This window comes from Pseudomonas sp. R45(2017) (assembly GCF_002112305.1).
In the GTDB taxonomy this organism is placed as follows: domain Bacteria; phylum Pseudomonadota; class Gammaproteobacteria; order Pseudomonadales; family Pseudomonadaceae; genus Aquipseudomonas; species Aquipseudomonas paraglycinae.
In genome coordinates this window covers 532,044-555,714 of the sequence record NZ_NEHH01000002.1, presented here as the reverse complement: position 1 = coordinate 555,714, position 23,671 = coordinate 532,044, and the positions used below count along the sequence as shown (strand labels likewise).

26 protein-coding genes and 1 pseudogene are annotated in these 23,671 nt (G+C 59.8%); 13 read left to right on the top strand and 14 right to left on the bottom strand.

Translation table 11 applies throughout. The annotated features are described in order from the left end of the window. Positions 1-58: 58 nt before the first annotated feature. From CAF74_RS06715 to CAF74_RS06695, 5 genes are all read right to left on the bottom strand, one after another. On the bottom strand, positions 59-628 hold the full coding sequence (locus CAF74_RS06715) for an adhesin (protein ID WP_085745780.1): 570 nt from the start codon (positions 626-628) through the stop codon (positions 59-61). After that, the gene (locus CAF74_RS06710) at positions 629-1,078 is read right to left on the bottom strand and encodes a hypothetical protein (RefSeq protein ID WP_085745779.1); all 450 of its coding nucleotides are present in this window, start codon (positions 1,076-1,078) and stop codon (positions 629-631) included. Positions 1,079-1,434: 356 nt separating this feature from the next. Next, positions 1,435-1,959 (bottom strand): AAA family ATPase, encoded by a 525-nt coding sequence (locus tag CAF74_RS06705; RefSeq protein ID WP_085745778.1) that lies wholly within the window; start codon positions 1,957-1,959, stop codon positions 1,435-1,437. Next, entirely contained in the window at positions 1,956-2,519 is a 564-nt protein-coding gene (gene pnuC / locus CAF74_RS06700) for a nicotinamide riboside transporter PnuC (protein ID WP_085745777.1), read from the bottom strand. The genes CAF74_RS06705 and pnuC overlap by 4 nt, the downstream gene beginning before the upstream one ends. Positions 2,520-2,602: 83 nt before the next feature. After that, positions 2,603-4,237 (bottom strand): methyl-accepting chemotaxis protein, encoded by a 1,635-nt coding sequence (locus CAF74_RS06695; RefSeq protein WP_085745776.1) that lies wholly within the window; start codon positions 4,235-4,237, stop codon positions 2,603-2,605. Between the two features lie 303 nt (positions 4,238-4,540). Between CAF74_RS06695 and CAF74_RS06690 the strand changes: the two genes are divergently transcribed. Both CAF74_RS06690 and CAF74_RS06685 read left to right on the top strand, forming a co-directional pair. Then, positions 4,541-5,371, top strand: coding sequence for an undecaprenyl-diphosphate phosphatase (locus CAF74_RS06690; protein WP_085745775.1), 831 nt, complete (start codon positions 4,541-4,543; stop codon positions 5,369-5,371). Then, positions 5,368-5,796, top strand: coding sequence for a DUF1294 domain-containing protein (locus tag CAF74_RS06685; RefSeq protein WP_085745774.1), 429 nt, complete (start codon positions 5,368-5,370; stop codon positions 5,794-5,796). Before CAF74_RS06690 ends, CAF74_RS06685 begins: the two co-directional genes overlap by 4 nt. On the opposite strand, the gene CAF74_RS06680 is transcribed toward CAF74_RS06685, so the two are convergent. Both CAF74_RS06680 and CAF74_RS06675 read right to left on the bottom strand, forming a co-directional pair. After that, positions 5,793-6,152 (bottom strand): MmcQ/YjbR family DNA-binding protein, encoded by a 360-nt coding sequence (locus tag CAF74_RS06680; RefSeq protein ID WP_085745773.1) that lies wholly within the window; start codon positions 6,150-6,152, stop codon positions 5,793-5,795. The two genes, CAF74_RS06685 and CAF74_RS06680, sit on opposite strands and share 4 nt — an antisense overlap. Next, positions 6,149-7,057, bottom strand: a complete 909-nt coding sequence (locus CAF74_RS06675) for a LysR substrate-binding domain-containing protein (RefSeq protein ID WP_085745772.1) — start codon at positions 7,055-7,057, stop codon at positions 6,149-6,151. The genes CAF74_RS06680 and CAF74_RS06675 overlap by 4 nt, the downstream gene beginning before the upstream one ends. A gap of 127 nt (positions 7,058-7,184) precedes the next feature. On the opposite strand from CAF74_RS06675, the gene CAF74_RS06670 reads away from it, so the two are divergent. Together CAF74_RS06670 and CAF74_RS06665 are read left to right on the top strand one after the other, a co-directional pair. Beyond that, positions 7,185-7,796: an FMN-dependent NADH-azoreductase gene (locus CAF74_RS06670; protein ID WP_085745771.1), complete on the top strand. Its 612-nt coding sequence runs from the start codon at positions 7,185-7,187 to the stop codon at positions 7,794-7,796. 235 nt (positions 7,797-8,031) lie between these two features. Continuing rightward, positions 8,032-9,069, top strand: a complete 1,038-nt coding sequence (locus CAF74_RS06665) for a dienelactone hydrolase (RefSeq protein WP_085745770.1) — start codon at positions 8,032-8,034, stop codon at positions 9,067-9,069. Between the two features lie 4 nt (positions 9,070-9,073). Here the strand turns inward: CAF74_RS06665 and CAF74_RS06660 are convergent, their stop codons facing one another. Both CAF74_RS06660 and CAF74_RS06655 read right to left on the bottom strand, forming a co-directional pair. Continuing rightward, positions 9,074-10,261, bottom strand: coding sequence for an MFS transporter (locus CAF74_RS06660; protein WP_085745769.1), 1,188 nt, complete (start codon positions 10,259-10,261; stop codon positions 9,074-9,076). Between the two features lie 289 nt (positions 10,262-10,550). After that, complete coding sequence (locus CAF74_RS06655; protein ID WP_045121838.1) at positions 10,551-12,137, bottom strand: ABC-F family ATPase; 1,587 nt, start codon at positions 12,135-12,137, stop codon at positions 10,551-10,553. 392 nt (positions 12,138-12,529) lie between these two features. On the opposite strand from CAF74_RS06655, the gene lpxO reads away from it, so the two are divergent. Beyond that, positions 12,530-13,429, top strand: a complete 900-nt coding sequence (gene lpxO / locus CAF74_RS06650; protein WP_085745862.1) for a lipid A hydroxylase LpxO — start codon at positions 12,530-12,532, stop codon at positions 13,427-13,429. A 42-nt stretch (positions 13,430-13,471) separates the two neighbouring features. On the opposite strand, the gene CAF74_RS06645 is transcribed toward lpxO, so the two are convergent. Continuing rightward, positions 13,472-14,332 carry a Ku protein gene (locus tag CAF74_RS06645; protein ID WP_085745768.1) on the bottom strand — a complete coding sequence of 287 codons (861 nt, stop codon included), beginning with the start codon at positions 14,330-14,332 and terminating at the stop codon, positions 13,472-13,474. A 194-nt stretch (positions 14,333-14,526) separates the two neighbouring features. Between CAF74_RS06645 and CAF74_RS06640 the strand changes: the two genes are divergently transcribed. Together CAF74_RS06640 and CAF74_RS06635 are read left to right on the top strand one after the other, a co-directional pair. Next, on the top strand, positions 14,527-14,868 hold the full coding sequence (locus tag CAF74_RS06640; RefSeq protein ID WP_085745767.1) for a hypothetical protein: 342 nt from the start codon (positions 14,527-14,529) through the stop codon (positions 14,866-14,868). A gap of 50 nt (positions 14,869-14,918) precedes the next feature. Beyond that, on the top strand, positions 14,919-16,064 hold the full coding sequence (locus CAF74_RS06635) for a PQQ-dependent sugar dehydrogenase (protein WP_085745766.1): 1,146 nt from the start codon (positions 14,919-14,921) through the stop codon (positions 16,062-16,064). 5 nt (positions 16,065-16,069) lie between these two features. Here CAF74_RS06635 and CAF74_RS06630 read toward each other — a convergent pair whose 3' ends face one another. Further along, the gene (locus tag CAF74_RS06630) at positions 16,070-17,173 is read right to left on the bottom strand and encodes a GNAT family N-acetyltransferase/peptidase C39 family protein (protein WP_085745765.1); all 1,104 of its coding nucleotides are present in this window, start codon (positions 17,171-17,173) and stop codon (positions 16,070-16,072) included. A gap of 92 nt (positions 17,174-17,265) precedes the next feature. Here CAF74_RS06630 and CAF74_RS06625 point away from each other — a divergent pair, with 92 nt between their 5' ends. The 3 genes and pseudogenes from CAF74_RS06625 to ilvA all read left to right on the top strand — a co-directional run. After that, positions 17,266-18,840, top strand: coding sequence for a RimK family protein (locus tag CAF74_RS06625; RefSeq protein ID WP_085745764.1), 1,575 nt, complete (start codon positions 17,266-17,268; stop codon positions 18,838-18,840). Between the two features lie 7 nt (positions 18,841-18,847). Beyond that, the gene (locus CAF74_RS06620) at positions 18,848-19,771 is read left to right on the top strand and encodes a magnesium transporter CorA family protein (protein WP_085745763.1); all 924 of its coding nucleotides are present in this window, start codon (positions 18,848-18,850) and stop codon (positions 19,769-19,771) included. A 204-nt stretch (positions 19,772-19,975) separates the two neighbouring features. Beyond that, positions 19,976-20,965: pseudogene (ilvA, locus tag CAF74_RS06615) on the top strand (threonine ammonia-lyase, biosynthetic); the annotation flags it as partial. Positions 20,966-20,991: 26 nt separating this feature from the next. Here the strand turns inward: ilvA and eco are convergent. Continuing rightward, positions 20,992-21,477, bottom strand: coding sequence for a serine protease inhibitor ecotin (gene eco, locus CAF74_RS06610; protein WP_085745761.1), 486 nt, complete (start codon positions 21,475-21,477; stop codon positions 20,992-20,994). 371 nt (positions 21,478-21,848) lie between these two features. Here eco and CAF74_RS06605 point away from each other — a divergent pair, with 371 nt between their 5' ends. After that, on the top strand, positions 21,849-22,118 hold the full coding sequence (locus tag CAF74_RS06605; RefSeq protein WP_085745760.1) for a DUF1652 domain-containing protein: 270 nt from the start codon (positions 21,849-21,851) through the stop codon (positions 22,116-22,118). Here CAF74_RS06605 and CAF74_RS06600 read toward each other — a convergent pair. Continuing rightward, positions 22,115-22,513 (bottom strand): hypothetical protein, encoded by a 399-nt coding sequence (locus CAF74_RS06600; protein WP_085745759.1) that lies wholly within the window; start codon positions 22,511-22,513, stop codon positions 22,115-22,117. The genes CAF74_RS06605 and CAF74_RS06600 overlap by 4 nt on opposite strands. A 90-nt stretch (positions 22,514-22,603) precedes the next feature. Continuing rightward, a complete protein-coding gene (locus tag CAF74_RS06595) occupies positions 22,604-22,864 on the bottom strand; it encodes a DUF2790 domain-containing protein (protein WP_085745758.1) in 261 nt (86 codons plus the stop codon). Here CAF74_RS06595 and CAF74_RS29220 point away from each other — a divergent pair. After that, a complete protein-coding gene (locus CAF74_RS29220; protein WP_176240475.1) occupies positions 22,857-22,994 on the top strand; it encodes a hypothetical protein in 138 nt (45 codons plus the stop codon). The two genes, CAF74_RS06595 and CAF74_RS29220, sit on opposite strands and share 8 nt — an antisense overlap. 355 nt (positions 22,995-23,349) lie before the next feature. Next, on the top strand, positions 23,350-23,646 hold the full coding sequence (locus CAF74_RS06585; RefSeq protein WP_085745757.1) for a hypothetical protein: 297 nt from the start codon (positions 23,350-23,352) through the stop codon (positions 23,644-23,646). Positions 23,647-23,671 lie beyond the last annotated feature (25 nt).

Below are 23,671 nucleotides of genomic sequence, written 5' to 3'. Positions count from 1 at the left end.
CGTGCTTATTAGTTGGTTAAGTGTTGGTACTTTCTAATTGCACTGCTTCTTGTTTGGGTCAGTCAGCGACCCGGATGCTCAGGGTGTTAGCCATTCGGTTCCCCACCCCGGCACTCTGGTTCACCTGGATTACCCCGCGACTGCCGGTGAAGGCCTGATCACTTGTCGTGACCTGGCGACTGCCGGGGGTACCAGTTGCTCCTGAGCTCGGTAACAACGCCACGTTCTGTTGAGAAAGGGCGCTATCGTCAACGCTCTGCGGGGCAGCACTGATGCTGACGCGCGTCACGTTGGCCATCTGGTTATTGGCCCCGGCGCCCTGGTTCACGCCCAGGATCCCGTTGCCATTGCTGAAAGAGTTGCCGCCAATGGTGGCGCTGGCATTGCCAGTGCGCTCGGCGGGTGTGTTGATGTGCTGGATGACACTGGTGGTCGCACTGGCATTGGTGCCAATGGCGATTGCTTTGGTATTGGTCTGTTGCATCTGGTCGCCTGCCGCCTGGTTGACGTTGTAGTTGCCGCGATACTGGATGCCGGTGTCTTGAATGTTCGCGTTGTTCACAGAGCTTGGGTCGGCCATGACGCTGGTGCAGCCGAGGAGGGCGAGCAGGAGCAGAGAGCGATTCATTTATTGGCCTCCAGCCATACGGGTCAGCGGAGCAAGACCGGAGCTCATGGCACGGTTGACGGTATTGGAGATCGAGCCGCCGGCGCCGCCGCCGTGACCACCTCCCATGCCTGGCAAACCATTGGGGTTGGTTACAGTGTTCATGCCGGGGATGTTCGAAGTCGGGGTGGTGATGCTGCCGCGAATCGAGGAGCCGCTGGCTACACTGGCAAATTCACCGTCGTTGAGTTCGGTGCTGGTCATTGCTTGACCGATGCGGCCCGAAGGATTGGCATTGACGGTGGTGGGGTACGGGTCTTTGCCGCCGCTGCGGCCGATCGGGATCGGCTGGACGTCACGATTGAGCACGATCACGCCATTGCCTTCGGCCTGAACGTTGAAACTGAGAAACGGGCTGGCGGCTGATCCGATCAGCAGAAGGCAGGTAAAGGCTTTTTTGATATTTCCCACGGTGGCAATTCCTTCTTCAGTGGGCTGGCCTGGTCAGCGTTGTGAAGGTGAGAGCGAAAGCTGTGCCGCTTTTGAAATATCTTTGAATTTCAGTGCCTTGGGTTGGATTAGCGCAGGGCTGATACAAAAACTGTTTCAACGCTGAAACAGGCCAGGACCTTCCCCGCCCCCCATAGCCATTGCAAAGCTCTGGAACAAGGGTTTGCAGGGCAGTGTTTCAACCGCGTAACAAGTCGGATGACAAAGGCATGAAGGGCGCTGAGACGGGCACTTTGCACCCGAAAGAGTGTTTCAGGAACGGACACTTTGGCCCCAAAACAGGGGGCTGCGGCGGGGCAAACGCCCCGAAAACCGGGTCAGTCCGCGAGCAGGGCGCGGACCGCGTCGAAGGCTTGCTGCTGGCGTTCGAGCCAGTTGCCCTGAATGATCTGCAAGGGTTGGTGATGGATTTCCAGCCAGGTCCGGGTGGCCTGATAGAACGCGAGCCGTTCACTGAAATCGGGCTGGCAGCGCTGACCATCGTCCGTCCACTCGATCTGCTCGGGGGAGAGCAGCAGGTGCAAGTCGTAATGACGGGCCAGCAATTCGGTTTCCAGCCAGGGCGGGCAGTCGCCGAACAGGGTCTGGCTCCACAGAATGTTGCTCAACAGATGGGTATCGAGAATCAGCAATTGCGGCTGCTGCGTGCGTGCCGCGTCTTCCCATTGCAACTGGCCGCGCGCGATCTCGGGGATATCGGCCAGGCAAGTATCCCGCTGGTTCTGCTCGATGAACCAGCGCACATACTCGTCCACCCGCAAACCGCCGAACTGCTGTTGGATTCCAGCCGCCAGCCAGCTCTTGCCCGTGGATTCGGGGCCGGTCAGAACGATTACTTTCATCGTTGCAACGCCGGATCGGCACGCCATTCGCGCCAGCCTTGCACCGCGATCAGGGTGAACAGGGCATACAGCGCCGCCGTGAGGTACAGCCCTTTATAGAGGAACAGCCCGACGAAGATCACATCCAGCACGAACCACAGCGCCCAGCATTGCAGGCGCTTGTGGGCCATCCAGAATTGCGCGACCAGGCTGAAACCGGTCAGCGCCGCGTCGAGCCACGGTTGCGCAGCGTCAGTCCAGTGGGCCATGGCCGCGCCCAGCAACAGACTGCCCACTGCCCCGATCACCAGCCCCTGCACAATCGAGCGATTGTCGAGCCGGCTGACTTCGCGCCCGTCATGCATCGTTCCGGCCCGCGTCCACTGCCACCAGCCATAGATTTGCAGCCCGGCATAAACCACCTGAAGCAGCATGTCCGAATACAGCTTCACCTCGAAGAACACCCAAGTGTAGAGCGACACCATGACCAGCCCGATCGGCCAGCACCACGGGTTCTGTTTGACCGTGAGCCACACGGCGATCACGCCGAGGGCGGCCGCAAACAGTTCAAGCCCGGACATGCAGGATCCTTGGGGGGAAATAAAAGAGGGAGCGGATTGTACCGAAAAACAGGTGGGAAACGAGTTCCCACCTGTTGCACGGATCAGACGCGGAACTGGCGCAGCAGCCCGTTCAGTTGTTCGCTGAGCTGGCCGAGTTTCACACTCGCCACGCTCGACTGCTCGGCCGCCAGCGCGGTGCTGTGGGACAAGCCCGCTGCCTGGGTAACGTTCTGATTGATGTCTTCGACCACGTGCGCCTGTTGCAGCGTTGCGCTGGCAATCGAGGCGTTCAGGCCATTGAGGTTGCGCAGGGCCTGGCCGATGGCATTCAGGCTCGCACTGGCCAGGCCGGCCTGTTCTATAGTCAGTTGCGAAGCCTTGCTGCTGTCGCCGATCACCTTCACGGCGGCTTCGGAGTGGTTTTGCAGGCGTTCGATCATCGTCTGGATTTCCGCCGTGGACTTCTGCGTGCGTTGCGCCAGCAAACGCACTTCGTCGGCCACCACCGCAAAACCGCGACCCTGTTCGCCGGCGCGAGCCGCTTCAATCGCGGCGTTGAGGGCCAGCAGGTTGGTCTGCTCGGCGATCGAGCGGATCACCTCCAGCACGCTGCCGATCTGCGTGCTTTCGGTCGCCAGCGTGCGAATGACTTCGACGGCCTGATCGATGGTGCCGGACAGCTTGTCGATCTGTTGCAGGCTGCCGTCGATGTTGATCTGGCCCTGCTGGGCCTGGGCTTCGGCGTCACGCATTTCGCTGGCGGCGTGTTCGGCGTTCTTCGCTACGTCCTGCACGCCGTAGGTCACTTCGTTGACGGCGGTGGCCACCAGCTCCATTTGCTGCGACTGCTGATGGCTGCGTTGCTGGGCCTGCGCCGCGTCGTTGCCCAGATCGCTGGATGACTGGCCCAGTGCGCTGGCGGACACCTGCAAGTCACCGATCACCCGGCGCAGCTTGGCGGTGAAGGCATTGAAGTGATGGGCCAGTTGAGTGACTTCGTCCTGGCCGTGGGTGTCGAGGCTGCGAGTCAGATCGCTTTCGCCGCTGGCAATGTTGGCCATGGCGTTCACGGTTTCCTGCAACGGGCGGACGATGCTGCGCGCGATCAGGATCACCAGCAGCGCCATGATCACCGCGATGACCAGCCCGACCACCGACGCCTTGATTACCTGCCCCTGAAACTCGGCCTGCACGTCGTCGACGTACACGCCCGAACCGATGACCCAGCCCCACGGCTCGAACAGTTTCACGTAGGAAGTCTTCGCCACCGGTTCACTGGCGCCGGGTTTGGGCCAGCGATAATCGACCATGCCGGCGCCCTTGGCCTTGGCGATGGCGACCATTTCGTTGAACACCGCAAAACCGTCCGGATCCCGTATCGCCGAGAGGTTCTGGCCTTCAAGCTTTGGGTTGGTCGGGTGCATGACCATCACGGGCGTGAGGTCGTTGATCCAGAAGTAGTCGTTTTGGTCATAACGCAGGCCGCGGATCGCGGTCAGCGCCTGTTTCTGCGCCACGTCGCGGGTCAGGGTGCCTGCCGCTTCAAGGCCTTGGTAGTAGGTCAGCAAACCGCTGGCGGTCTGCACCACATGCTCGGTTTTCTGGGCCTTGGCGTGATACAGGTCATCGTGGATCTGCTTGAGCATCAACACGCCCAACGTCAGGAGCATGACCACCGCCACAATCAAGATGAGCCACAAGCGTCGGCTGATCGACACACTGCGCAAGCTGTTCATAACGCTGTCACTCCGGATTCTTTTTCTTGTAATAAACCACCGCCAGCATCCAACCACGTTTCGGTGACCGGGCATACGCGACCCAAGTCGTAGAACGCGGCAGCGCGATTACGACTTGTCTGTTAGGATTTCGGCCCCGCGCGTGAAAACCTGAATCCAAATTGATTTTTCACGGAATTTTGACTGTTTCGTGTGGATCCTGCGCGTGCGGAATCGGTACAGCTACAACCAGCTACGCTGAACGAAGTGAACGTAAAAAATACTATCGGAGCATGCCGCTGCGCATCGCTCTCTGGGGGATTGATGGATCTTTGGACGGCCTTGCAGGCACTAATTCTTGGAGTTGTAGAGGGGCTGACGGAGTTTTTGCCCATTTCCAGTACCGGACACCAGATCATTGTTGCCGACTTGCTCGATTTCGGAGGCGAGCGGGCCATGGCGTTCAACATCATCATTCAGCTCGGCGCGATTCTCGCGGTGGTCTGGGAGTTTCGACGCAAGATTCTCGACGTGGTCATCGGCTTGCCGACCCAGCCGAGTGCGCGGCGCTTCACGGTCAACCTGCTGATCGCTTTCATGCCCGCCGTGGTGTTGGGGGTGATCTTCGCCGACTTGATTCATCACTACCTGTTCAACCCGATCACCGTTGCCGCCGCGCTGGTGGTGGGCGGGATCGTGATGCTGTGGGCCGAACAGCGTCAGCATGAAGTCCATGCCGAAACGGTCGACGAGATTCGCTGGACGGATGCACTGAAGATTGGCTTCGCCCAGTGCCTGGCAATGATCCCCGGCACCTCGCGCTCTGGCTCGACCATCATCGGCGGCCTGCTGTTCGGCCTGTCGCGCAAGACCGCCACCGAGTTTTCGTTCTTCCTGGCGATGCCCACCATGGTCGGTGCGGCGGTGTACTCGGGCTACAAGTATCGCGACCTGTTCGTACCGGCAGATTTTCCGGTGTTCGCCATCGGTTTTGTCACGGCCTTCATCTTCGCCATGATCGCCGTGCGCGGTTTGCTCAAGTTTATTGGCAGCCACAGCTACGCGGCGTTCGCCTGGTATCGGATCGTCTTCGGTCTGGTGATTCTGGCGACCTGGCAGTTCGGCTGGGTCGACTGGACGGCCGCCCAGCCATGAGTGATTCCCGCGCACGTCGCCCGGAACGCGGACCTTCCGGTGGCAATGTTCAGCATCTGAAATTGAAGCTGGTGGTGCTGCTGATCGTCTGCGCCTTGCCGTTGTCCGGCTCGCTGTCGATGTGGCTGCGCGGGATTTCCCTGGTACCGCTGACGGCTTACGGGCTGGTCAGCGTGCTGGCGTTTTTCCTGTACTGGGCGGACAAGCGCAAGGCCCGCGCCGACGCCTGGCGTACGCCGGAAAACATCCTCCACGCCGTGGAACTGGCCGGCGGCTGGCCTGGCGCGTTGATCGCCCAGCAGGTCTTCCGGCACAAGACGCGCAAGGTGTCGTTTCAGGTGCTGTTCTGGATGATCGTGGCGTTGCACCAGATGTTCTGGATCGATCAGTTGTTCCTCGGTTCCAACCTGCTGGCGCTGTTCTAGAGCAACAGCCCGACCTGCACGCGCTTGGGCAGCTTGCTCACCACCAGTTGATGAGAACGCTGCAGCAACCCTTGCAGTTCCTCGGCGCCCAGCGGGTAGGGCGGGTGCATGATGATCCATTGCGCCCGGGCCAGATACGGCGCCGGGTGAATGCCCGGTCGGTCGCAATGACCGAGAAACAGGTCCTTGTCGACCTTGAATGCCAGCGAGTCACCGCGCAATCCCTGCAAGGCGAACATCTTGTTGCCGGCAATCGAAAACACCCGCACGCCACCCCATTTGTAGTCTTCCCTGGCACCGGGAAGAGCCAGGCAGAAGTCCGCGACATCCTGTTCGCTCATCTTTCCTTGTTTCATAACAGCCGTTCTCCACAGGCATTGAACGATTCGACCAGATGATCGATCCACGCGCGCACCGCCGGCATCACCCCGCGCCGATGCGGATACACCGCTTGCAGCCAGCCGCCAGGCAGTGACCAGTCCGGCAACAATTGCACCAGCGTGCCGTTATTCAACTCGGCTTCGCAATACATCATCGGCAACAGGGTGAAACCCTGGCCGGCCAGCACACACGCCTTGCGCACGATGAAATCGTCGATCCCCAGTCGTGCCTCCAGCGCCAGATCGCAACTCTTGCCATGCTGATCGAGCAGGCGCACATGCACCATGCGGTCGGCTTCCAAAGCGCCTAACACCGGCAAGTTCTTCAAGTCTTGCGGATGATTGATTTCCACGCCTTGTATAAAGGAAGGGCTAGCCACCACCACCATTTGCGCTTGCCGCAGGCGGCGGGTCACCAGCATCGGTTCTTCATCGCCGTGTTCGCGCACGCGCAGGGCCACGTCGATGCCTTCGGTAATCAGGTCGACCCGGCGATTGATCAGGGTGACTTCCAGCTGCACCTGAGGGTATTTGCCAAGGAAATTGCTGATCACCACTGGCAGCATTTCATGGGCCAGCCCGGTAGGGCTTGAAACGCGCAGGCGTCCGCGAGGCTCGCTGGACATGCTGGCGACCGTCTCGTCGGCCATTTCCGCTTCCAGCATCATTGCCTGACAGTGACGCAGATAGCGTTCGCCGACCGCCGTCAGCTTCAATTGGCGAGTGGTGCGTTGCAGCAAGCGTGCGCCGAGGCGTTCTTCCAGCTCGGCGATGCGCCGTGAAAGGCGTGACTTGGGAATGCCCAGCAAGCGGCCGGCGGCGGCGAATCCGCCGGCTTCGACCACTTTGGCGAAATAGTAGAGATCGTTGAGGTCTTGCATCTGGAAATCCGACTGTTCTATCAGTGGGACGAACTATCGCATTGTTGCCGTCTAATCAGCTATTGGTTTCGTCGGTAGGATTGTCTCCATTCCGTCGCCACCGGCGATTCATTCCAGGAGATTCCACATGAAACTGCTGCACATCGATTCGAGCATTCTGGGCGACAACTCCGCTTCCCGTCAGCTGAGCAGTCAAGTGACTCAAGCCTGGCAAGCCGCCGAGCCAAGCGCTGTCGTGACCTACCGCGACCTGGCCGCCGACGCCATCAGCCACTTCTCGTCGACCACTCTGGTTGCCGCCGGCACCACCGCTGAACTGCGCAACGCCGCACAACAGCACGAAGCCGAACTGAGCGCCACCACTCTGGCCGAATTCATTGCCGCCGACGCCATCGTCGTCGCTGCACCGATGTACAACTTCACCGTGCCGACCCAGCTCAAAGCCTGGATCGACCGCATCGCCGTTGCCGGCCAGACTTTCCGTTACACCGAAGCCGGCCCTGAAGGCCTGTGCGGTGGCAAGAAAGTGGTGATCGTGTCCACCGCTGGCGGCATCCACGCAGGTCAGGCTTCGGGCGTGGCGCACGAAGACTACCTGAAGCTGGTGTTCGGCTTCCTCGGCATCACCGACATCGAAGTCGTGCGTGCTGAAGGCCTGGCCTACGGCGAAGAGGTGCGCAACAACGCCATGAGCGCTGCTCAGGCGAAGATCAGCGAGCAACTGTTCGCCGCCGCGTAAGGCTTGCGTAAAGAACAGCTCCTGTTCAGGCAAACCCAAAAAAACTCTGTATTCTGGATCCGCAAGGGCCAGATACGGAGTTTTTTGTTTCCGACTGCTACATAATCTGGCCCGGGTTATGCAGTCTGATGATCAACGTCTGAGTGCAACGCCGCGCCGGATCACCGAACCTCGGAATTTCGGGCGTCGAACACAACGGATCTTTCGATTGAGTAACAACAGGGTGGGGCATCCCATGATGCGTCTTTGTGCAGCGTTACTGATTTGCCTGCTCGGCAGCCTGAATTCAGTGCACGCTGCGCCCGGGCAGCACCCACGCTGGAGCGTCGGCTATCACGAGATGACGTTCCTCGACCCGCTCGACCTGCAACCGATGCGTGCCATCGCGTTCTATCCCTCCAGCGATCGCGAACACATGAGCCTGCTCGAAGGCTATTCGGTCGAGGCCGGCGAAGACACCAAAGTCGCCATCGGCCGCTTCCCGATGCTGATGCTGTCCCACGGCAACACCGGCACGCCACTGGCGCTGCACGATCTGGCCACGTCATTGGCACGCAAGGGCTTTGTGGTGGTGGCGGTGATTCACCCCGGCGACAACTCCAAGGATCACAGCCGCCTCGGTACGCTGAGCAACCTTTACGGCCGGCCGATCCAGATTTCCGAAGCCATTACCGCCACGTTGGGCGACCGCATGCTCGCGCCGTACGTGAATGCTGATCAGGTTGGCGTCATTGGTTATTCGGCAGGCGGCGAGACCGCGTTGATTCTGTCCGGCGCACAGCCTGATCTGGATCGTCTGCGCCGTTACTGCCAGGAACGCCCGGACGACCGCGACGCCTGCAACACCCAGGGTGAGTTGATTGTCGATCGCGACGATCTGCAACCGGTGGCCGATCCGCGCGTGCATGCGCTGCTGTTGATGGCACCGCTGAGCCTCAAGTTTGGTCGTCACACCCTCGCCGATGTTCACGTGCCGGTGCTGCTCTACAGCGGTGACGGCGACAAACTGGTGGCCTTCGACAAAAACGCCGCCGCCCTGGCGCGCAAGCTGCCGACCGCGCCCGACTTCAAATTGCTGGCCGGGGCAGGGCACTTTGTGTTCATGGCGCCGTGCACCGAAGAGCAGATCCTCGCCATGCCGGCGCTGTGCACCGATGCCGATGGCGTGGATCGCGAAGACATCCATCGCAACCTGATTTCCGAGGCCGGGCGGTTCTTCTCCCACGCTCTGGGCAGGCCGACCCGCGCGGGGATGCAGACGGCGGATCAGTAAAGGCTCAGGCCATTGCCCGACGCTTGAGCCATAACGTCAGCGCCAGTCCGGTGACGGACAGCAGTGCAGCGATCAGGAAAATCCACGAATACCCCAGATTCAACGCCACCGCGCCCATCAACGGGCCGGCAATCGCCAGTGCGAGATCGAAAAACACCGCATAGGCACTCAGCCCGGCACCACGGCTGGAGTTGGGAACCTGCTTGATCGCTTCAACGCCCAGCGCTGGATACACCAGCGACAGACCGAATCCGGCCAGGCCTGCGCCGATCAAGGCGTACGCGGTCGAGGGTGCGAGCCACAGCAGCAACAGTCCGACGGTCTCGATGGCCATGCAGGCGATGGCGGACGCAAAACCGCCAAAACGTGCGATGGCTGAAATGAACAGCAGTCGCGACAGGATGAAGCACACACCGAATACCGTCAGGCAGTACGCCGCGCCGGTCCAGCCGCGATTGAGGTAATACAGGGTGATGAAGGTGGTCAGGGTGCCGTAACCGATGGAAGCCAGGCTCAGACTGGCGCCGAACGGTGCAATGCGTCCGAATACATTCCAGAACGGCAGGCGTTCGCCGCGCACCACCGGCACCGAAGGCTTGTTGCGGATCAGCAACAGGGCGCCAGCGGCCAATACCGAGAGCGCGATCCCGAGGCTGGTAAAGCCGTAGTCGGCCACCATCAGCACACCCAACGGCGCGCCGATGGCGATGGCGCCATAAGAGGCGATGCCGTTCCAGCCGATGGAACGGGCGGTATGTTCCGCCCCTACCTGACCCATGCACCAACTGATGGTGCCGACGCCGATCAATCCTTGCGCGATACCGAGCAGCAAGCGCCCGGCGATCAGGATGATCAGGCTCGTCAGCGGGAAGTCCTGCAGCAACGTAGAGACAAGCGTCAACAAGCCGCTGAGTACGATCCCCGACAAGCCGTAAACAATCGCCCGTTTGGTCCCGACGGTATCCGACATGCGCCCGGCCATGGGCCGACTGAGCAGAGTGGCCAGGTATTGCGAACCGATCACCAGCCCCGCGATCACGGCACTGAAACCCAGTTGTTCGTGCACGTAACCGGGCAGCACCGCAATCGGCAGGCCGATGCAGAGGAAGGCAATAAAGGTATAGAAAACGATGGAGACGATCTGCAGGGTGATCGCCATGGAGCTTTGCGGTGGCTGTTGCTGCGCAGACATGAGAACTCGTTCGCGGGCGGCGGTGGGAGAGTCCGCATCATGGCGTGGCGCTGAAATAAAAGAAAGCAGGCTAACTATCGTTTCCACGCACCACGCACCCACGTCCTCATGTTGATCGTTCCCACGCTCCGCGTGGGAATGCAGCCCGGGACGCTCTGCGTCCCATTCGAGAGCTGGAACACGGAGCCTCCCTTGAGGCATTCCCACGCAGAGCGTGGGAACGATCAGCAATGAGCAAAAAAAAGCCCTGTCACAAGGACAGGGCTTTCTGTTTACCGCTCGATTCGACTCAGAACACTACGCCTTGGCTGCGCAGGTAATCGTCGTAGGTGCCGCTGAAGTCGGTCACGCCGTTCGGGCTCAGCTCGATGATGCGGGTGGCCAGGGACGATACGAACTCACGGTCGTGGCTGACGAAGATCAGCGTGCCCGGGTAGTTTTCCAGCGCCAGGTTCAGCGCCTCGATCGATTCCATGTCCAGGTGGTTGGTCGGTTCGTCCATTACCAGTACGTTCGGCTTTTGCAGGATCAGCTTGCCGAACAGCATGCGACCTTGCTCACCACCGGAAATCACCTTCACCGACTTGAGGATCTCGTCGTTGGAGAACAGCATGCGACCGAGGGTGCCACGGATCACTTGCTCGCCCTGAGTCCACTGACCCATCCAGTCGAACAGGCTGACGTCGTCTTCGAAGTCGTGGGCGTGGTCCTGAGCGTAGTAGCCCAGCTCCGCGCTTTCGGTCCACTTCACCGTGCCTGCGTCCGGGGTCAGTTCTCCCATCAGCGTGCGCAGCAGGGTGGTCTTGCCGATGCCGTTCGGGCCGATGATCGCCACGCGCTCGCCGGCTTCAACGGTGAAGCTGAAGTTCTTGAACAGGGTCTTGCCGTCGAAGCCCTTGGACATCTGCTCGATGGTCACGGCCTGGCGGTGCAGCTTCTTGGTCTGTTCGAAACGGATGAACGGGCTCACGCGGCTCGATGGCTTGACTTCGGCCAGCTGGATCTTGTCGATCTGCTTGGCACGGGAAGTGGCCTGCTTGGCTTTCGAGGCGTTGGCCGAGAAGCGGCTGACGAACGTTTGCAGTTCGGCGATCTGGGCTTTCTTCTTGGCGTTGTCCGACAGCAGTTGCTCGCGGGACTGGGTCGCCGCGGTCATGTACTCGTCGTAGTTGCCCGGGAACAGACGCAGCTCGCCGTAGTCCAGGTCGGCCATGTGGGTGCAGACGCTGTTCAGGAAGTGACGGTCGTGGGAAATGATGATCATGGTGCTGTTACGCGCCGTCAAAATCGTTTCCAGCCAGCGGATGGTGTTGATGTCTAGGTGGTTGGTAGGTTCGTCGAGCAGCAGCACTTCCGGATCGGAGAACAGTGCCTGGGCCAACAGAACACGCAGCTTCCAGCCCGGAGCCACTTCGGTCATCGGGCCGAAATGCTGTTCCAGCGGAATACCCAGACCCAGCAGCAGTTCACCGGCGCGGGATTCGGCGGTGTAGCCGTCCATCTCGGCGAACTCGGTTTCCAGCTCGGCCACGGCCATGCCGTCTTCTTCGCTCATTTCCGGCAGCGAGTAGATGCGGTCACGCTCGGCCTTGACCTTCCACAGCTCTTCGTGACCCATGATCACGGTGTCGATCACGGTGAATTCTTCGTAGGCGAACTGATCCTGGCGCAATTTACCCAGGCGAATGTTCGGCTCCAGCATGACCTGGCCACCGGACGGCTCGAGGTCGCCGCCGAGGATTTTCATGAAGGTCGACTTGCCGCAACCGTTGGCGCCGATCAGGCCGTAGCGGTTGCCGCCGTTGAATTTGACCGAAACGTTTTCAAACAGCGGCTTGGCGCCGAACTGCATGGTGATGTTAGCTGTAGAAATCAAAGGTTTTTCCTGCGAAGCGTGCTGAGTAGCGAGGGTGCAGCCGGAGCGCTTGGCCCGAGTCGAAGTGCGCTGAGGCGGGACAATCCCGTCATCAACCAAGGGGGGCGCGTAAAGTTTGGCGGCGATTGTACTGGTCTGGCTCTTTAAACGATAGGGCGGTGACATCCCGATTGCCGTTTGGCGCGATCGCGGGACAGTTTTTCACAGACGAGTGTTCACTGTTGGTTACAAACTGTGGCTAAAATGCCATCCATTCACCCAATGCCTTGTCCGGCATGGGCTCAAGGATGCGCCACCGGGACGTTTTTTTTGATTTCAGACCACTGCCACAGACCTTGGGCCACAGCCCTGAAGGCGCGCAGTTTGCTCACTTCTGACGTGTGACGATTTCCGTGAAACTTATCATTGCCGCTGTATATGTCATTTCCATTGCATACGTTCATCTGCGTGGTCGCGTGCGCCACAAGCTCGGTCGTCAACTTAGCGATCACTCTTCGTTTCTGGCACCGATCAACTGCTTCCTTTATCTGTTCTCGAAAAAGCCCAACACGCCGTATCTCGATCCGAAGGATTTTCCCGACCTGACTCCGTTACAGACCCACTGGGAAGAAATCCGTGAAGAAGGCCGCAACCTGCTGCGCGCCGGCGAGATCAAGCGCTCGAATCAGTACGACGACGTCGGTTTCAACTCGTTCTTCAAGACCGGCTGGAAGCGTTTCTACCTGAAGTGGTACGGCGACAGCCACCCGTCGGCAGTGCAACTGTGCCCACGTACTACCGAACTGGTGCAGAGCATCGGCTCGATCAAGGCTGCGATGTTTGCAGAATTGCCGCCGGGCTCGAAACTGGTGCGTCACCGCGATCCTTACGCCGGTTCCTACCGTTATCACCTGGGCCTGGAAACGCCGAACGACGCCGGTTGCTACATCAACGTCGATGGCGAGAACTATCACTGGCGTGATGGCGAAGCGGTGATGTTCGATGAGACCTTCATTCATTACGCAGAAAACACCACCGACCAGAATCGTATCATTCTGTTTTGTGACGTCGAACGCCCGATGAAGTATCGCTGGGCAGCGGCGTTCAACGGCTGGTTCAGCCGTACCGTGATGTCGGCGGCCGGTGCACCGAACGACGCGGGTGACCGCACCGGTGGCATCAACCGATTGTTTACCAAAATCTACAAGATACGACTGCGCGGCAAAGAGCTGAAGAAGCGCAATCGCAAGCTCTATTACATGGAAAAGTGGGCGATCTTCGGCGGACTGCTGGCGATCTTTATTCTGATCTGACGTATCGGGCGACTGTTGAAAGGCAGTCGCCCGATTTCATTTTCACGACGCTTTTTTGGTCTTCTTCGCTGGTGTTGCCTTGCTGGCGGTCTTCTTCGCCGGTTTGGCCGGGGCTTTCCCGCCGAGGCTGCGTTTGAGCAGTTCGGTCAGGTCGATAACATCGGCCGATTTGCGCTCTTCCTCACCGGAAACGGTTTCAACGTCTTCGATCTTGCCTTCATGGGCCTTTTTGTCCACCAGCGCCATGATCTTGTTTTCGAACTCGTCGTTGTAGTCCTCGGGCGTCCAGTCTGCCGTCATGTCTTCCACCAGCCGCTTGGCCATGTCCAGTTCACCCTTGGCCAACTGCGGTTTGGTCACTTCGCTGCCCAGTGCCAGTTCATCAAGGCTGCGCACTTCCTGAGGCCAGCGCAGTTTCACCAGCACCAATGCCGACTCCAGGGGCATCAACGCAGCCAGATACTGACGCGTGTGTAAAACCACACGGGCGAGGGCGACCTTTTGGGTTTTGCTCAGGGTTTCACGCAGAAGGGCGTAGACCTTGCCACCGCGCTTGTCCGGGGCCAGGTAATAGGGCGTGTCGATGTTCTGCAACGGAATTTGCTCGCTGTCGACGAAGGCGAAGATGTCGATGGTCTGGGTCGAAACCGGGTGTGCCGAACGGATCTCTTCCTCGCTGAGCACCACATAGCGGCCTTTTTCGAACTGCACGCCTTTGACGATGTGCTCCTTGGTGACTTCCTTGCCGGTGACCTTGTTGACCCGTTTATAGCCGACCGGGTCCATGCTGCGGCTGTCGAGCCAGTCGAAATCGACGCCTTGGGACGAGGTCGCCGAAACCAGCGCAACGGGGATGTGCACCAGACCGAAACTGATTGCGCCTTTCCAGATTGCCCGAGCCATGGTGCTGTTCTCCGAGTGATGTTCGGGTGACCCGTGGCCCTGCGTAAAAGTTTCCGTTGTTTGCAGGGTGCGGCGGTAAACGGCAGGTCAAGCCGTGTTACATCTTGTTTAGCGGTGACGGGTTAACAAATCCGAACCCTCGGCGTAGCGTGGACTCGAAGGCTCTAATCCACGTGCATCGAAAGAGGCCGTTCATGAACCGTTTCCTGCTTGGCATTGCATTGCTCGCCCTCACTGGTGGTCTGGTTCACGCAGAGGGCGCAATCACGCATTCACCGTTGTTGCTGGCGCAAAGTCCGACCGGCAACAGCAACAACCCCTACAACAGCCCGATCCGCCGGGCCAACCCCAACAGCATGCAGGGCACCCAACCCAGCGCTCCGCCTGTTCGCGGGCCGAACACGGTGCCCGTACCACGCCCGCCGAGCCTGGAAAACCGCGGCATCGGCAATGGCCAGCCGCTGCGCTCGGTCCCGAGCACGCCACCCACCTTCATTCCCAATCCTCCAGCCCGTGACAGCGGGAGCAACCGTTGAATGGCAGAACCGCTTCTGTCAGCCCTTCACACGAACAAAAGGAATCGTGCATGTTGCGTAAAACCCTTCTGGCCGGCCTGTGTGCCAGTGCACTGATCACTAGCCCGGCGTTCGCTGCCGCTCCCAAAGAGCTGCAAAGCGAGCAGGGCACCCTTGAGGTCACAACGATTACCCAAGGGCTCAAGCACCCATGGGCCTTGGCGTTCCTGCCGGATCGTCAGGGCATGCTGGTGACTGAGCGGCCCGGTAACCTGCGTGTGGTAGGCGCTGACGGCAAACTGTCCGCGCCGATCACCGGTGTGCCGGACGTCTGGGCCAAAGGGCAGGGCGGATTGCTCGACGTAGTGCTGTCACCGGATTTCAAACAGGATCGCCTCGTGTACCTGTCCTACGCCGAGGGCGGCGGTGCGGGTGACAAGGCTGGGACGGCGGTGGGGCGCGGGCGCCTGTCGGATGACCTGAAAACCCTGAAGGACTTCAACGTGATTTTCCGTCAGGAACCGAAACTGTCGGTCGGCAACCACTTCGGCTCGCGGCTGGTGTTCGACCGCGACGGTTACCTGTTCATTACCCTGGGCGAAAACAACGACCGTCCGACCGCGCAGGACTTGGACAAGCTGCAAGGCAAGGTTGTGCGGATCTACCCCGACGGCAAGGTGCCGGATGACAACCCCTTTGTCGGCCAGTCCGGCGTGCGCCCGGAGATCTGGTCTTACGGCCACCGCAATCCCCAGGGCGCCGCGCTCAATCCGTGGACCGGAACCCTGTGGGAAAACGAGCACGGCCCGCGCGGCGGCGACGAGGTGAACATCATCGAGCGCGGCAAGAATTACGGCTGGCCGCTGGCGACCCACGGCATCAACTATTCCATGCAACCGATCCCGGAAGCCAAGGGCAAAACCGCAGAAGGCACGGTAGGGCCGCACCATGTCTGGGAAAAATCCCCGGGCGTCACCGGCATGGCCTTCTACGATGCCGATCGCTTCAAACCCTGGCAGCACAACGTGTTCATCGGTGCGCTGGTGACGCAGGAGCTGATCCGTTTGCAGTTCGACGGCGACAAGGTGGTGCATGAGGAACGCTTGCTGGGCGAACTGAAGCAGCGGATACGTGATGTGCGCCAAGGGCCGGACGGTTACCTGTATGTGCTGACCGATGAGTCCGATGGTTCGCTGTACAAGGTCGGACTCAAATAAATGCGTCATGCGGGCGAGCGGGCGTAAAGCACCACCGCCGCCCGCAACTTGCCACGACCGAAGCGGCACATCTTCTCGAACTCCCCATGGCTGACCGGCACGTGCTGGCAGTCCATGGGCTGACGATGCTGGCTGTGATCGACATCCGGGTCGTGCAGGTAGACGAAGTCTTCATCGCAGTCGGTGACGATCACCCAGTGCGGCGATTTGGACCGGGTCAGGCGATAGCTGCTGATCAGCACCAGGGGCTGACCGCCGTTGGTCAGCAATGCGGGCAAGTCCAGCGTTACGCCAATGACCTGATCGACGTCTGTGTCGTTCAGTTGCGCCATGAACTCGTCATGGACCAGGCGCATGACGTCTTTTTTATGCGCATCGCGCACGCCATCGAGAAACAGCGGCCCGCTCATGCTCAGTTGCAAACGCACTTTGAAACCCCGGCGCCAGGCTGCCAGTGCCAGACCTTGCGGGCTGCAACCGCCATGGCCAGCCGTCATGAACACCGTGGTTGCCTCGCGCCACAACTGCAATTCCTCGCGCCGCTCCAGCAAACGATCGGCCTGCAACGCACCCATGGCCATCAGCAGGCAGGCCGGGCCGCAGGTGAAGTCGGTAGTTTGTCGGTAATAGGGGACCTTGATGTTGCGTGAGTCGCGGTGCTGGAGAATGCGTTTCTCCAGACGCAGTGCGTCGGCGTGATCCTCGTAGTAGTCATGGATCAAGGCAAAGCGTCGGTAACCGTTGCGCTCGTACAGGGCGATGGCGGTGGGGTTGTCGGTGCGCACTTCCAGCCGCAGGTAGGCGCAGTCGTGATCGAGCGCACAGGTCTCGATCCGTTGCAGCAATTGCTTGCCCAGACCGCCGCCGCGCGCCTCGGGGGCAATCGCAATGGAATACAGTCGGGCCAGCGAGGTGCCGCGATGAAACAGCACCAACGCATAACCGGCGAGTTGGCCCTCACGTTCGGCCACCCACAATTGCCCGTTGGCCCGGGTGATCATCCATTGGAAACTGCGGCGGGTGAGCCGATCCGTGGTGAAACAGTGCATCTCCAGCGTGAGCAACGCTGGCAAATCTTCAACCACCGCCAGGCGAAAAACAGCATTCATATGACCACCGTAAAAGTTGCGTAACGAAACGGGACTTTCGAAAAACTTCGTGCTTAATAGAAAAGGTCTTGTTCTCCAACGGATCAATTTCTATGTCAGCGGTACAGGGTCATTGGCGCGAAGTATCCAGTCAAAATTTGCCACCGGCAACTTATTTAAAACCGCAGATCAGGACTTCCAGTCAAGTGTTGATCATCGTCGAACGCAAGGAAGACTGGGCCTCGTATTTCCCCAGCGAAGACATCCTGACGGCCCAGGAATACCTTGAACAACCACCCGACAGCGAGCCGGGAAAACGGGTGCAGGTGATCAACCTGTGCCGCAGCTACAAGTATCTGGGGCACGGTTATTACTGCTCGCTGCTGGCTGAAGCGCGCGGGCACAAGGTGATTCCTTCGGTGCGCACCATCAGCGAACTGACGCGAAAATCCCTTTACGGTCTGGCGCTGGATGACCTGGATAAAACCCTGGAAAAAGCCCTCAGTCATCATCTTTACAGCGATACCGAAGGTTTTACGCTGACACTTTATTTCGGCAAAACCCATATCGAGCCGTTGCAGGATCTGGCCCGGCAATTGTTTGAAGTATTTCCGTGCCCGATTCTGTTAGTTGAGTTTCGCAGAACTAACGGATGGCATATCGAAGGCATAAAGTCCGGTGCCTTGCACAAGTTGCGTGACGATCAGGAAGATCAGTTCGCCAATGCGCTGGACGGTTTCAGCCGCAAGATCTGGCGCGTACCGCGTTCGCCGCAAGTGGCGCGTTATGATCTGGCGATCCTGCACGATCCGCAGGAGGCGTTGCCGCCGTCCAACGCCCGCGCACTGGAAAACTTTGTGCGGGTCGGCAAGGGCATGGGCATCGATGTCGAGCTGATCGAACGCAAGGACTACGCAAGGCTGGCCGAGTACGACGGCCTGCTGATCCGCGAGACCACCAGCGTCGACAACCACACTTATCGCTTCGCCAAGAAGGCCGAAAGCGAAGGTCTGGTGGTGATGGACGACCCGACGTCGATCCTGCGCTGCACCAACAAGGTCTACCTCACCGACCTGCTCAACAGCCATCAACTGGGCATGCCGGCTACGGAAATCCTGTACAAGGAGCGACCCGAAGACTTCGAACGGGTCGGCGAGCGCCTCGGTTTTCCGCTGGTACTGAAGATCCCGGATGGCTGTTTCTCCCGTGGCGTGATCAAGGTCGAGAGCCAAGAGGCCCTGCTGGAAGCCACCGCCGAGCTGTTCGAACATTCGGTGCTGTTGCTGGCCCAGGAGTTTTTCTACACCGAGTACGACTGGCGCATCGGCGTGCTCAACCGCAAACCGATCTTCGCCTGCCAGTACTTCATGTCCAAGGGCCATTGGCAGATCTACAACCACAAGGCCAAGGGCCAGGACGTCAACGGCGAATGCCGCACGCTGGCGATTCACGAAGCGCCGCGCGCGGTGGTGGAACTGGCGGTGAAGACCGCCAACCTGATCGGCGACGGCTTGTACGGTGTTGACCTGAAACAGGCCGGCGACAAGGTGGTGGTAATCGAGGTCAACGACAACCCGAACCTCGACGCCGGCATCGAAGACGCTTATTTGCAGGACGACCTGTATTCGCTGGTGCTGGAAGAATTCGTGCGGCGTCTCGAACTCAAACGCCGCGGGCAGGCCTGGTGACCGGCCGATGATCAACAGCTTTGCACTGAATCACGGCGGTTTGCAGCGGGTCGAGCGACTGGACGCCAAGGTGATGCTGTTCAGCGACCCCGACGCCGCCGAGCGCGACTTGCTGCACAGTCACTTCAAACTCGATGAACACGCGCTGGCCTCGGCGCTGGATCCGGACGAGGTGTCGCGGATCGAGTTTCACCCCGATCACTTGTTTCTGATCTGGAAACGCCCGGAGAATTATTCCGGCGGCGGCAGCCTGGCGTTCGAGGTGTCGTCCTGCGGATTGCTGTTCTCACCGGGCCAGTTGCTGGTGATCGCCACGGACGACACGCCGCTGCACGGTGTCGGCACACGTCAGCCACTGAACACGCCGATGGACGTGTTGCTGGATCTGCTGTTCAACAACATCCATCACTACCTCGGGCATCTGAAGGTGATCAAACTGGTCGCCCGGGAGTTGCAGCAGAAATTCAACGCCTCGATGCAAAACCAGCATCTGGTGCAGATGTTCAACCTCAGCGAGAGCCTGATCTATTACATCAACGCCCTGCACAGCAACGGCGCGGTGCTGACGCGGTTGCGCAATCACGCGGAAAAACAGCATTTCGGCAGCGAAGCCATCGGCCTGATCGACGACCTGATCATCGAAAACAACCAGTGCTACAAGCAGGCGGAAATCTATTCGACGGTGTTCTCCGGGCTGATCGACGCCCGGGGCAACCTGATGAACAACAGCATGAACAACCTGCTGCGCAAACTGACACTGATCAACGTGGTGTTCCTGCCGCTCAACCTGATTGCGAGCATCGGCGGCATGTCGGAATTCAGCATGATGACCGCCGGCACGCCGTGGTGGGTGTCGTACCCGTTGTTCCTGGCGGCGATGCTGCTGGGGGCGGGCGGGATGCTGTTCGGGCTCAGGCGTCTGGCGAAATGAAAACAGAATTCGCCATTGACTTGCCAGCAGCGCCCGGGCTAATTTCGGGGCCATGACTTCCACCGTACTGCGCTGCCAGCCAAGCATTATTACCGCCATTCCTCATTTGGCGGGCTAGCTCACGACTGCAGCACCCAACCCGCCCTAGAGGCGGGTTTTCATTTTCTGTCTCCGGGGTTCTGAATCAAACGTCAGGAGACGACCATGCGCTACAGCCCCGCCCAGCAAGCCCTGCTTGAGCAGTACGTGAAAAAGATCCTCGCCGCGCCGGTGTATGAACTGGCGGTGCGCACGCCGCTGCAACCGGCGCCGGCGCTGTCCGAAGCGCTGGGCAACCGGATCCTGCTCAAACGCGAAGACCTGCAACCGACGTTCTCCTTCAAGATCCGTGGTGCCTACAACAAGCTGGTGCAGTTGAGCGACGAGCAGAAGGCGCGCGGCGTGATCACGGCGTCGGCGGGCAATCATGCGCAAGGCGTAGCGCTGGCGGCGCGGGAACTGGGCATTGCCGCGACCATTGTGATGCCGGCAACCACGCCTGAGTTGAAAGTGCTGGGGGTCAGCAGTCGCGGGGCTGAGGCGCTATTGCATGGTGAAAGCTTTCCCTTTGCCCTGGCCCACGCGCTGCAACTGGCTGAGCAGACTGGGCGAACGTTCGTTTCGCCTTTCGACGATCCAGATGTGATCGCTGGCCAGGGCACGGTTGCGATGAAAATCCTGCGCGAGCATCAGGGCGCACTGGATGCGATCTTCGTCCCAGTGGGCGGTGGCGGGTTGATCGCCGGCATCGCGGCGTATGTGAAATACCTGCGACCGGAGGTGCGGATCATCGGTGTCGAGTCGGAGCACTCGGCCTGCCTGAAAGCTGCCCTGCAAGCGGATGAGCGAGTGGTGTTGCCCAACGTGGGCACTTTCACCGATGGCGTGGCGGTGGCGCAGATCGGCGCTTACGGGTTCGAGGTTTGCCGCTTCTGCGTGGATGAGGTCATTACCGTCAGCAACGATGAGCTCTGTGCGGCGATCAAGAATATCTACGACGATACCCGCTCGATCACCGAGCCTTCAGGTGCATTAGCGGTCGCGGGCATCAAACAGTACGTGGCGCAAACCGGCGCACGGAATCAGACGTTCATCGCCATCAATTCTGGCGCCAATATCAATTTCGACAGCTTGCGCCATGTCGCCGAGCGAGCGGCGGCGTGCGGCGTTGTGGCTTGAAGTTACTCGGGAATGGCCACGCCAACCTTGTCCGAGGCCGACCAGATGCGGAAGCGCACTTCGACGTCCTGCGGTGCGTAGATCACGATCGGCAGCTTGCTGTTGTAGCGCACGGTGAAACCGTCACCGATCACCGGCACGAATGCGCGTTTTTTCTGGGTGCCGGGCGGGCAGGCCATCAGCGTGCTCATCGGGCCGCTGACTTTTTCCAGGCGGTAGAACGGATAACCCCAGCCTTCGAGGTTTTTCTCTTCGAGGGTGCCGCCCAGGCGTTGGCGGTTGCAGTCGACTTCGAGGGTCTTGCCAGCGAGGATTTCGACTTTGAAGTTTTCTTCCTGGGCCTGCTGCGGCAGGTGGATGACTTGGCGAGTGAAGCCCGCTTCGGCCTTCGGATAAGGCGCGGTGTCTTCAAGTTTGGCGGCGTGGGTGAGGGTGGACAGGCTGGCGAGCATCAGGCCGGCGGTCGCGTAAACAGTGAAATTTCCCATTGAAGCCTCCTGGCGGGTGTACGTTGGTTGACGGGCATTCTCACTGCCAAGGGCGATGAATGCAAACCGCCAGCCGCATGCAAATTGCAGTGCCTGCACAATCGAATCTTGCATTTTGCAACTGGCCAGTGGCCTGCCTTTTTTCCAAGCCTTTGATTTGCAAGGAGGTGAATGCAACCTGATGAAAGGCACGTTTTATGCGTTGATTTGGTGCGGCGCACCGAGTTCGGGCGCCTACACTCCAATGGGCATTTCGCAGTACAGCCGCTTGTCACACCCAGGGATTCAGCGGGGATACACCCGTGGGAAGCCGTGGCAACGGTCGACGTGAATACTTGATTGGCAGTCTCACAGTAAGGAGAGGTTTCGCCATGTTTCTGTCTGCCTTGGAACTCCGCAACATCATAGAAAGCAGTTTTCTACCGAAACGCTGCCAATGCACGCTGTCCCCGGATCTGTCGATGACCGTCAAGGTGTATGGCGATCACCAGACCGATCAGGTTGAGTTGCAGGTGAGTGGCATTGATGCCAGTCATTTGAACAGCTGTCGCGAAATCAACGGCCTGATCGCCGGATTGCGCTCGGATCTTGCGCAACAAACGGCAATCCATCATTCAGTGCCGCGATCCCGAGTCGTCTAACCGACTGTTTCACCCAGTTCGACCGTCACGCGCCGGGCCTGCAAGAAGCCAAGGCCCAGCGCGAACTCGACCAGCACCGCGAGCAGAATCCCGGGGCCGGCGTGGCCGTTGAGCCATTCAGCAAACCCCAGCACCGCCAGGCCAAAACAGCCGACGATAAAGCCGTTGCTCAGCGCATTGCGCGCGATCGACACCGGCGCGTTGCGTACCAGATAAAACATCACTCCTAACGCTGCAAACAGCACTGCGCTGCGCCGTGCGACGAATCCGGCTGCCTCCGAATACTCGATGCTCCAGATCGCCAGCAACATCTGTGGCGCCAGACCCCATGCCAGGGACAGCAGAAAACACAGGGAAAAGGTGATGGTCGAGAGCGTGCGAAACGACAACTGCATGGCGAATCCTTGCGGCAGTGAGGAGGGCCCCGAGCATACTCTTCGAGACCCGTGCTCGCCTACCGCAAAGCCGCAAATCAGAGCTTTCTGTCAGTTCTGGAAGCTGCACGCGTCAGATAATTTCCGGTAACTGATTTCTTCCGGTTTCCCGGTGCTGTCGAGGTACTTCATGTCGGCGGTGATGACCTTGCACTCCTGCGTCTGCGGCTCGGTCAGGGAAACCACTTTGGCGACATGCAGCGGCATGCCGTATTCATAGGGAACAGCCTTGGAGGTGTCATTGGCCTGGGCCAGCCCGGCAAACGCGGTGCAGGCGAGGGCGGTGGTGAGCAGGAACGGACGAATGTTCATGATGGACTCCGGTGCGACGGAAATGGAGTTTGGCGGATTGCCAGCCAAACCTGCCGCACTCGGCGTCAGCCTGGGGCTGAGGGTGTGCGGTTCAGTAGAGTTTTTGACCGCGGCGTTAAGCGATGGTTAACCGGGCTGAACGCCGGCTGTCTGGGCGGGGATTGTTTCGCGGGGGAGACTCGGCGGATTCCTACAAGGGTGGATGCCTTGTCTGCTTTCGGGGGCTGGAGTGGGGCGGTTATGGTTTGGCGTCGCTGCAAAATCAGCGGCTTAGGTTTGGTCACCTGAAAAACTCGACACATCTGTGCCATGATTCGCGCCGCGGACACTCACGTCTTCGGAGTACATTGCTGTGGCGGCTGTGTGCAGGGGCGCCTTCGGGCGAGCTGATCGGGTTTCTCAGTTGACCAAGCCTTGCATACAGTCCGCCTCCCATCGTTTGGTCACGGTGTCGGCGGGTCATTGAAGCCTATCGAGTAATGACAATGCCAATCCTGAAACCAAGCTCCGCCCGCTATCTCCCACTCAACAGCGGCGTCACCGACAGCGCGCCGCTGGTCATCGACACCCAAGCCAACCCGAAAGACCTCTTCGAAGCCGCCGTGCAACGCATCCGCGCCGCCAGCGACCTGCTCGAAACCCTGCACTGCCTGTGCTTCAAACACGCCGACGTCCAGGACATCCCCCACATCACCCATGCGCTGTACCTGCTGACGCAGGATGGCAGTGATTTGCTTCAGGTTGCGCAGCAGAAAATGTTGAACTGGACCGCACCGGTCTGACGTTTCACCAGCGTTCAACGGGGGA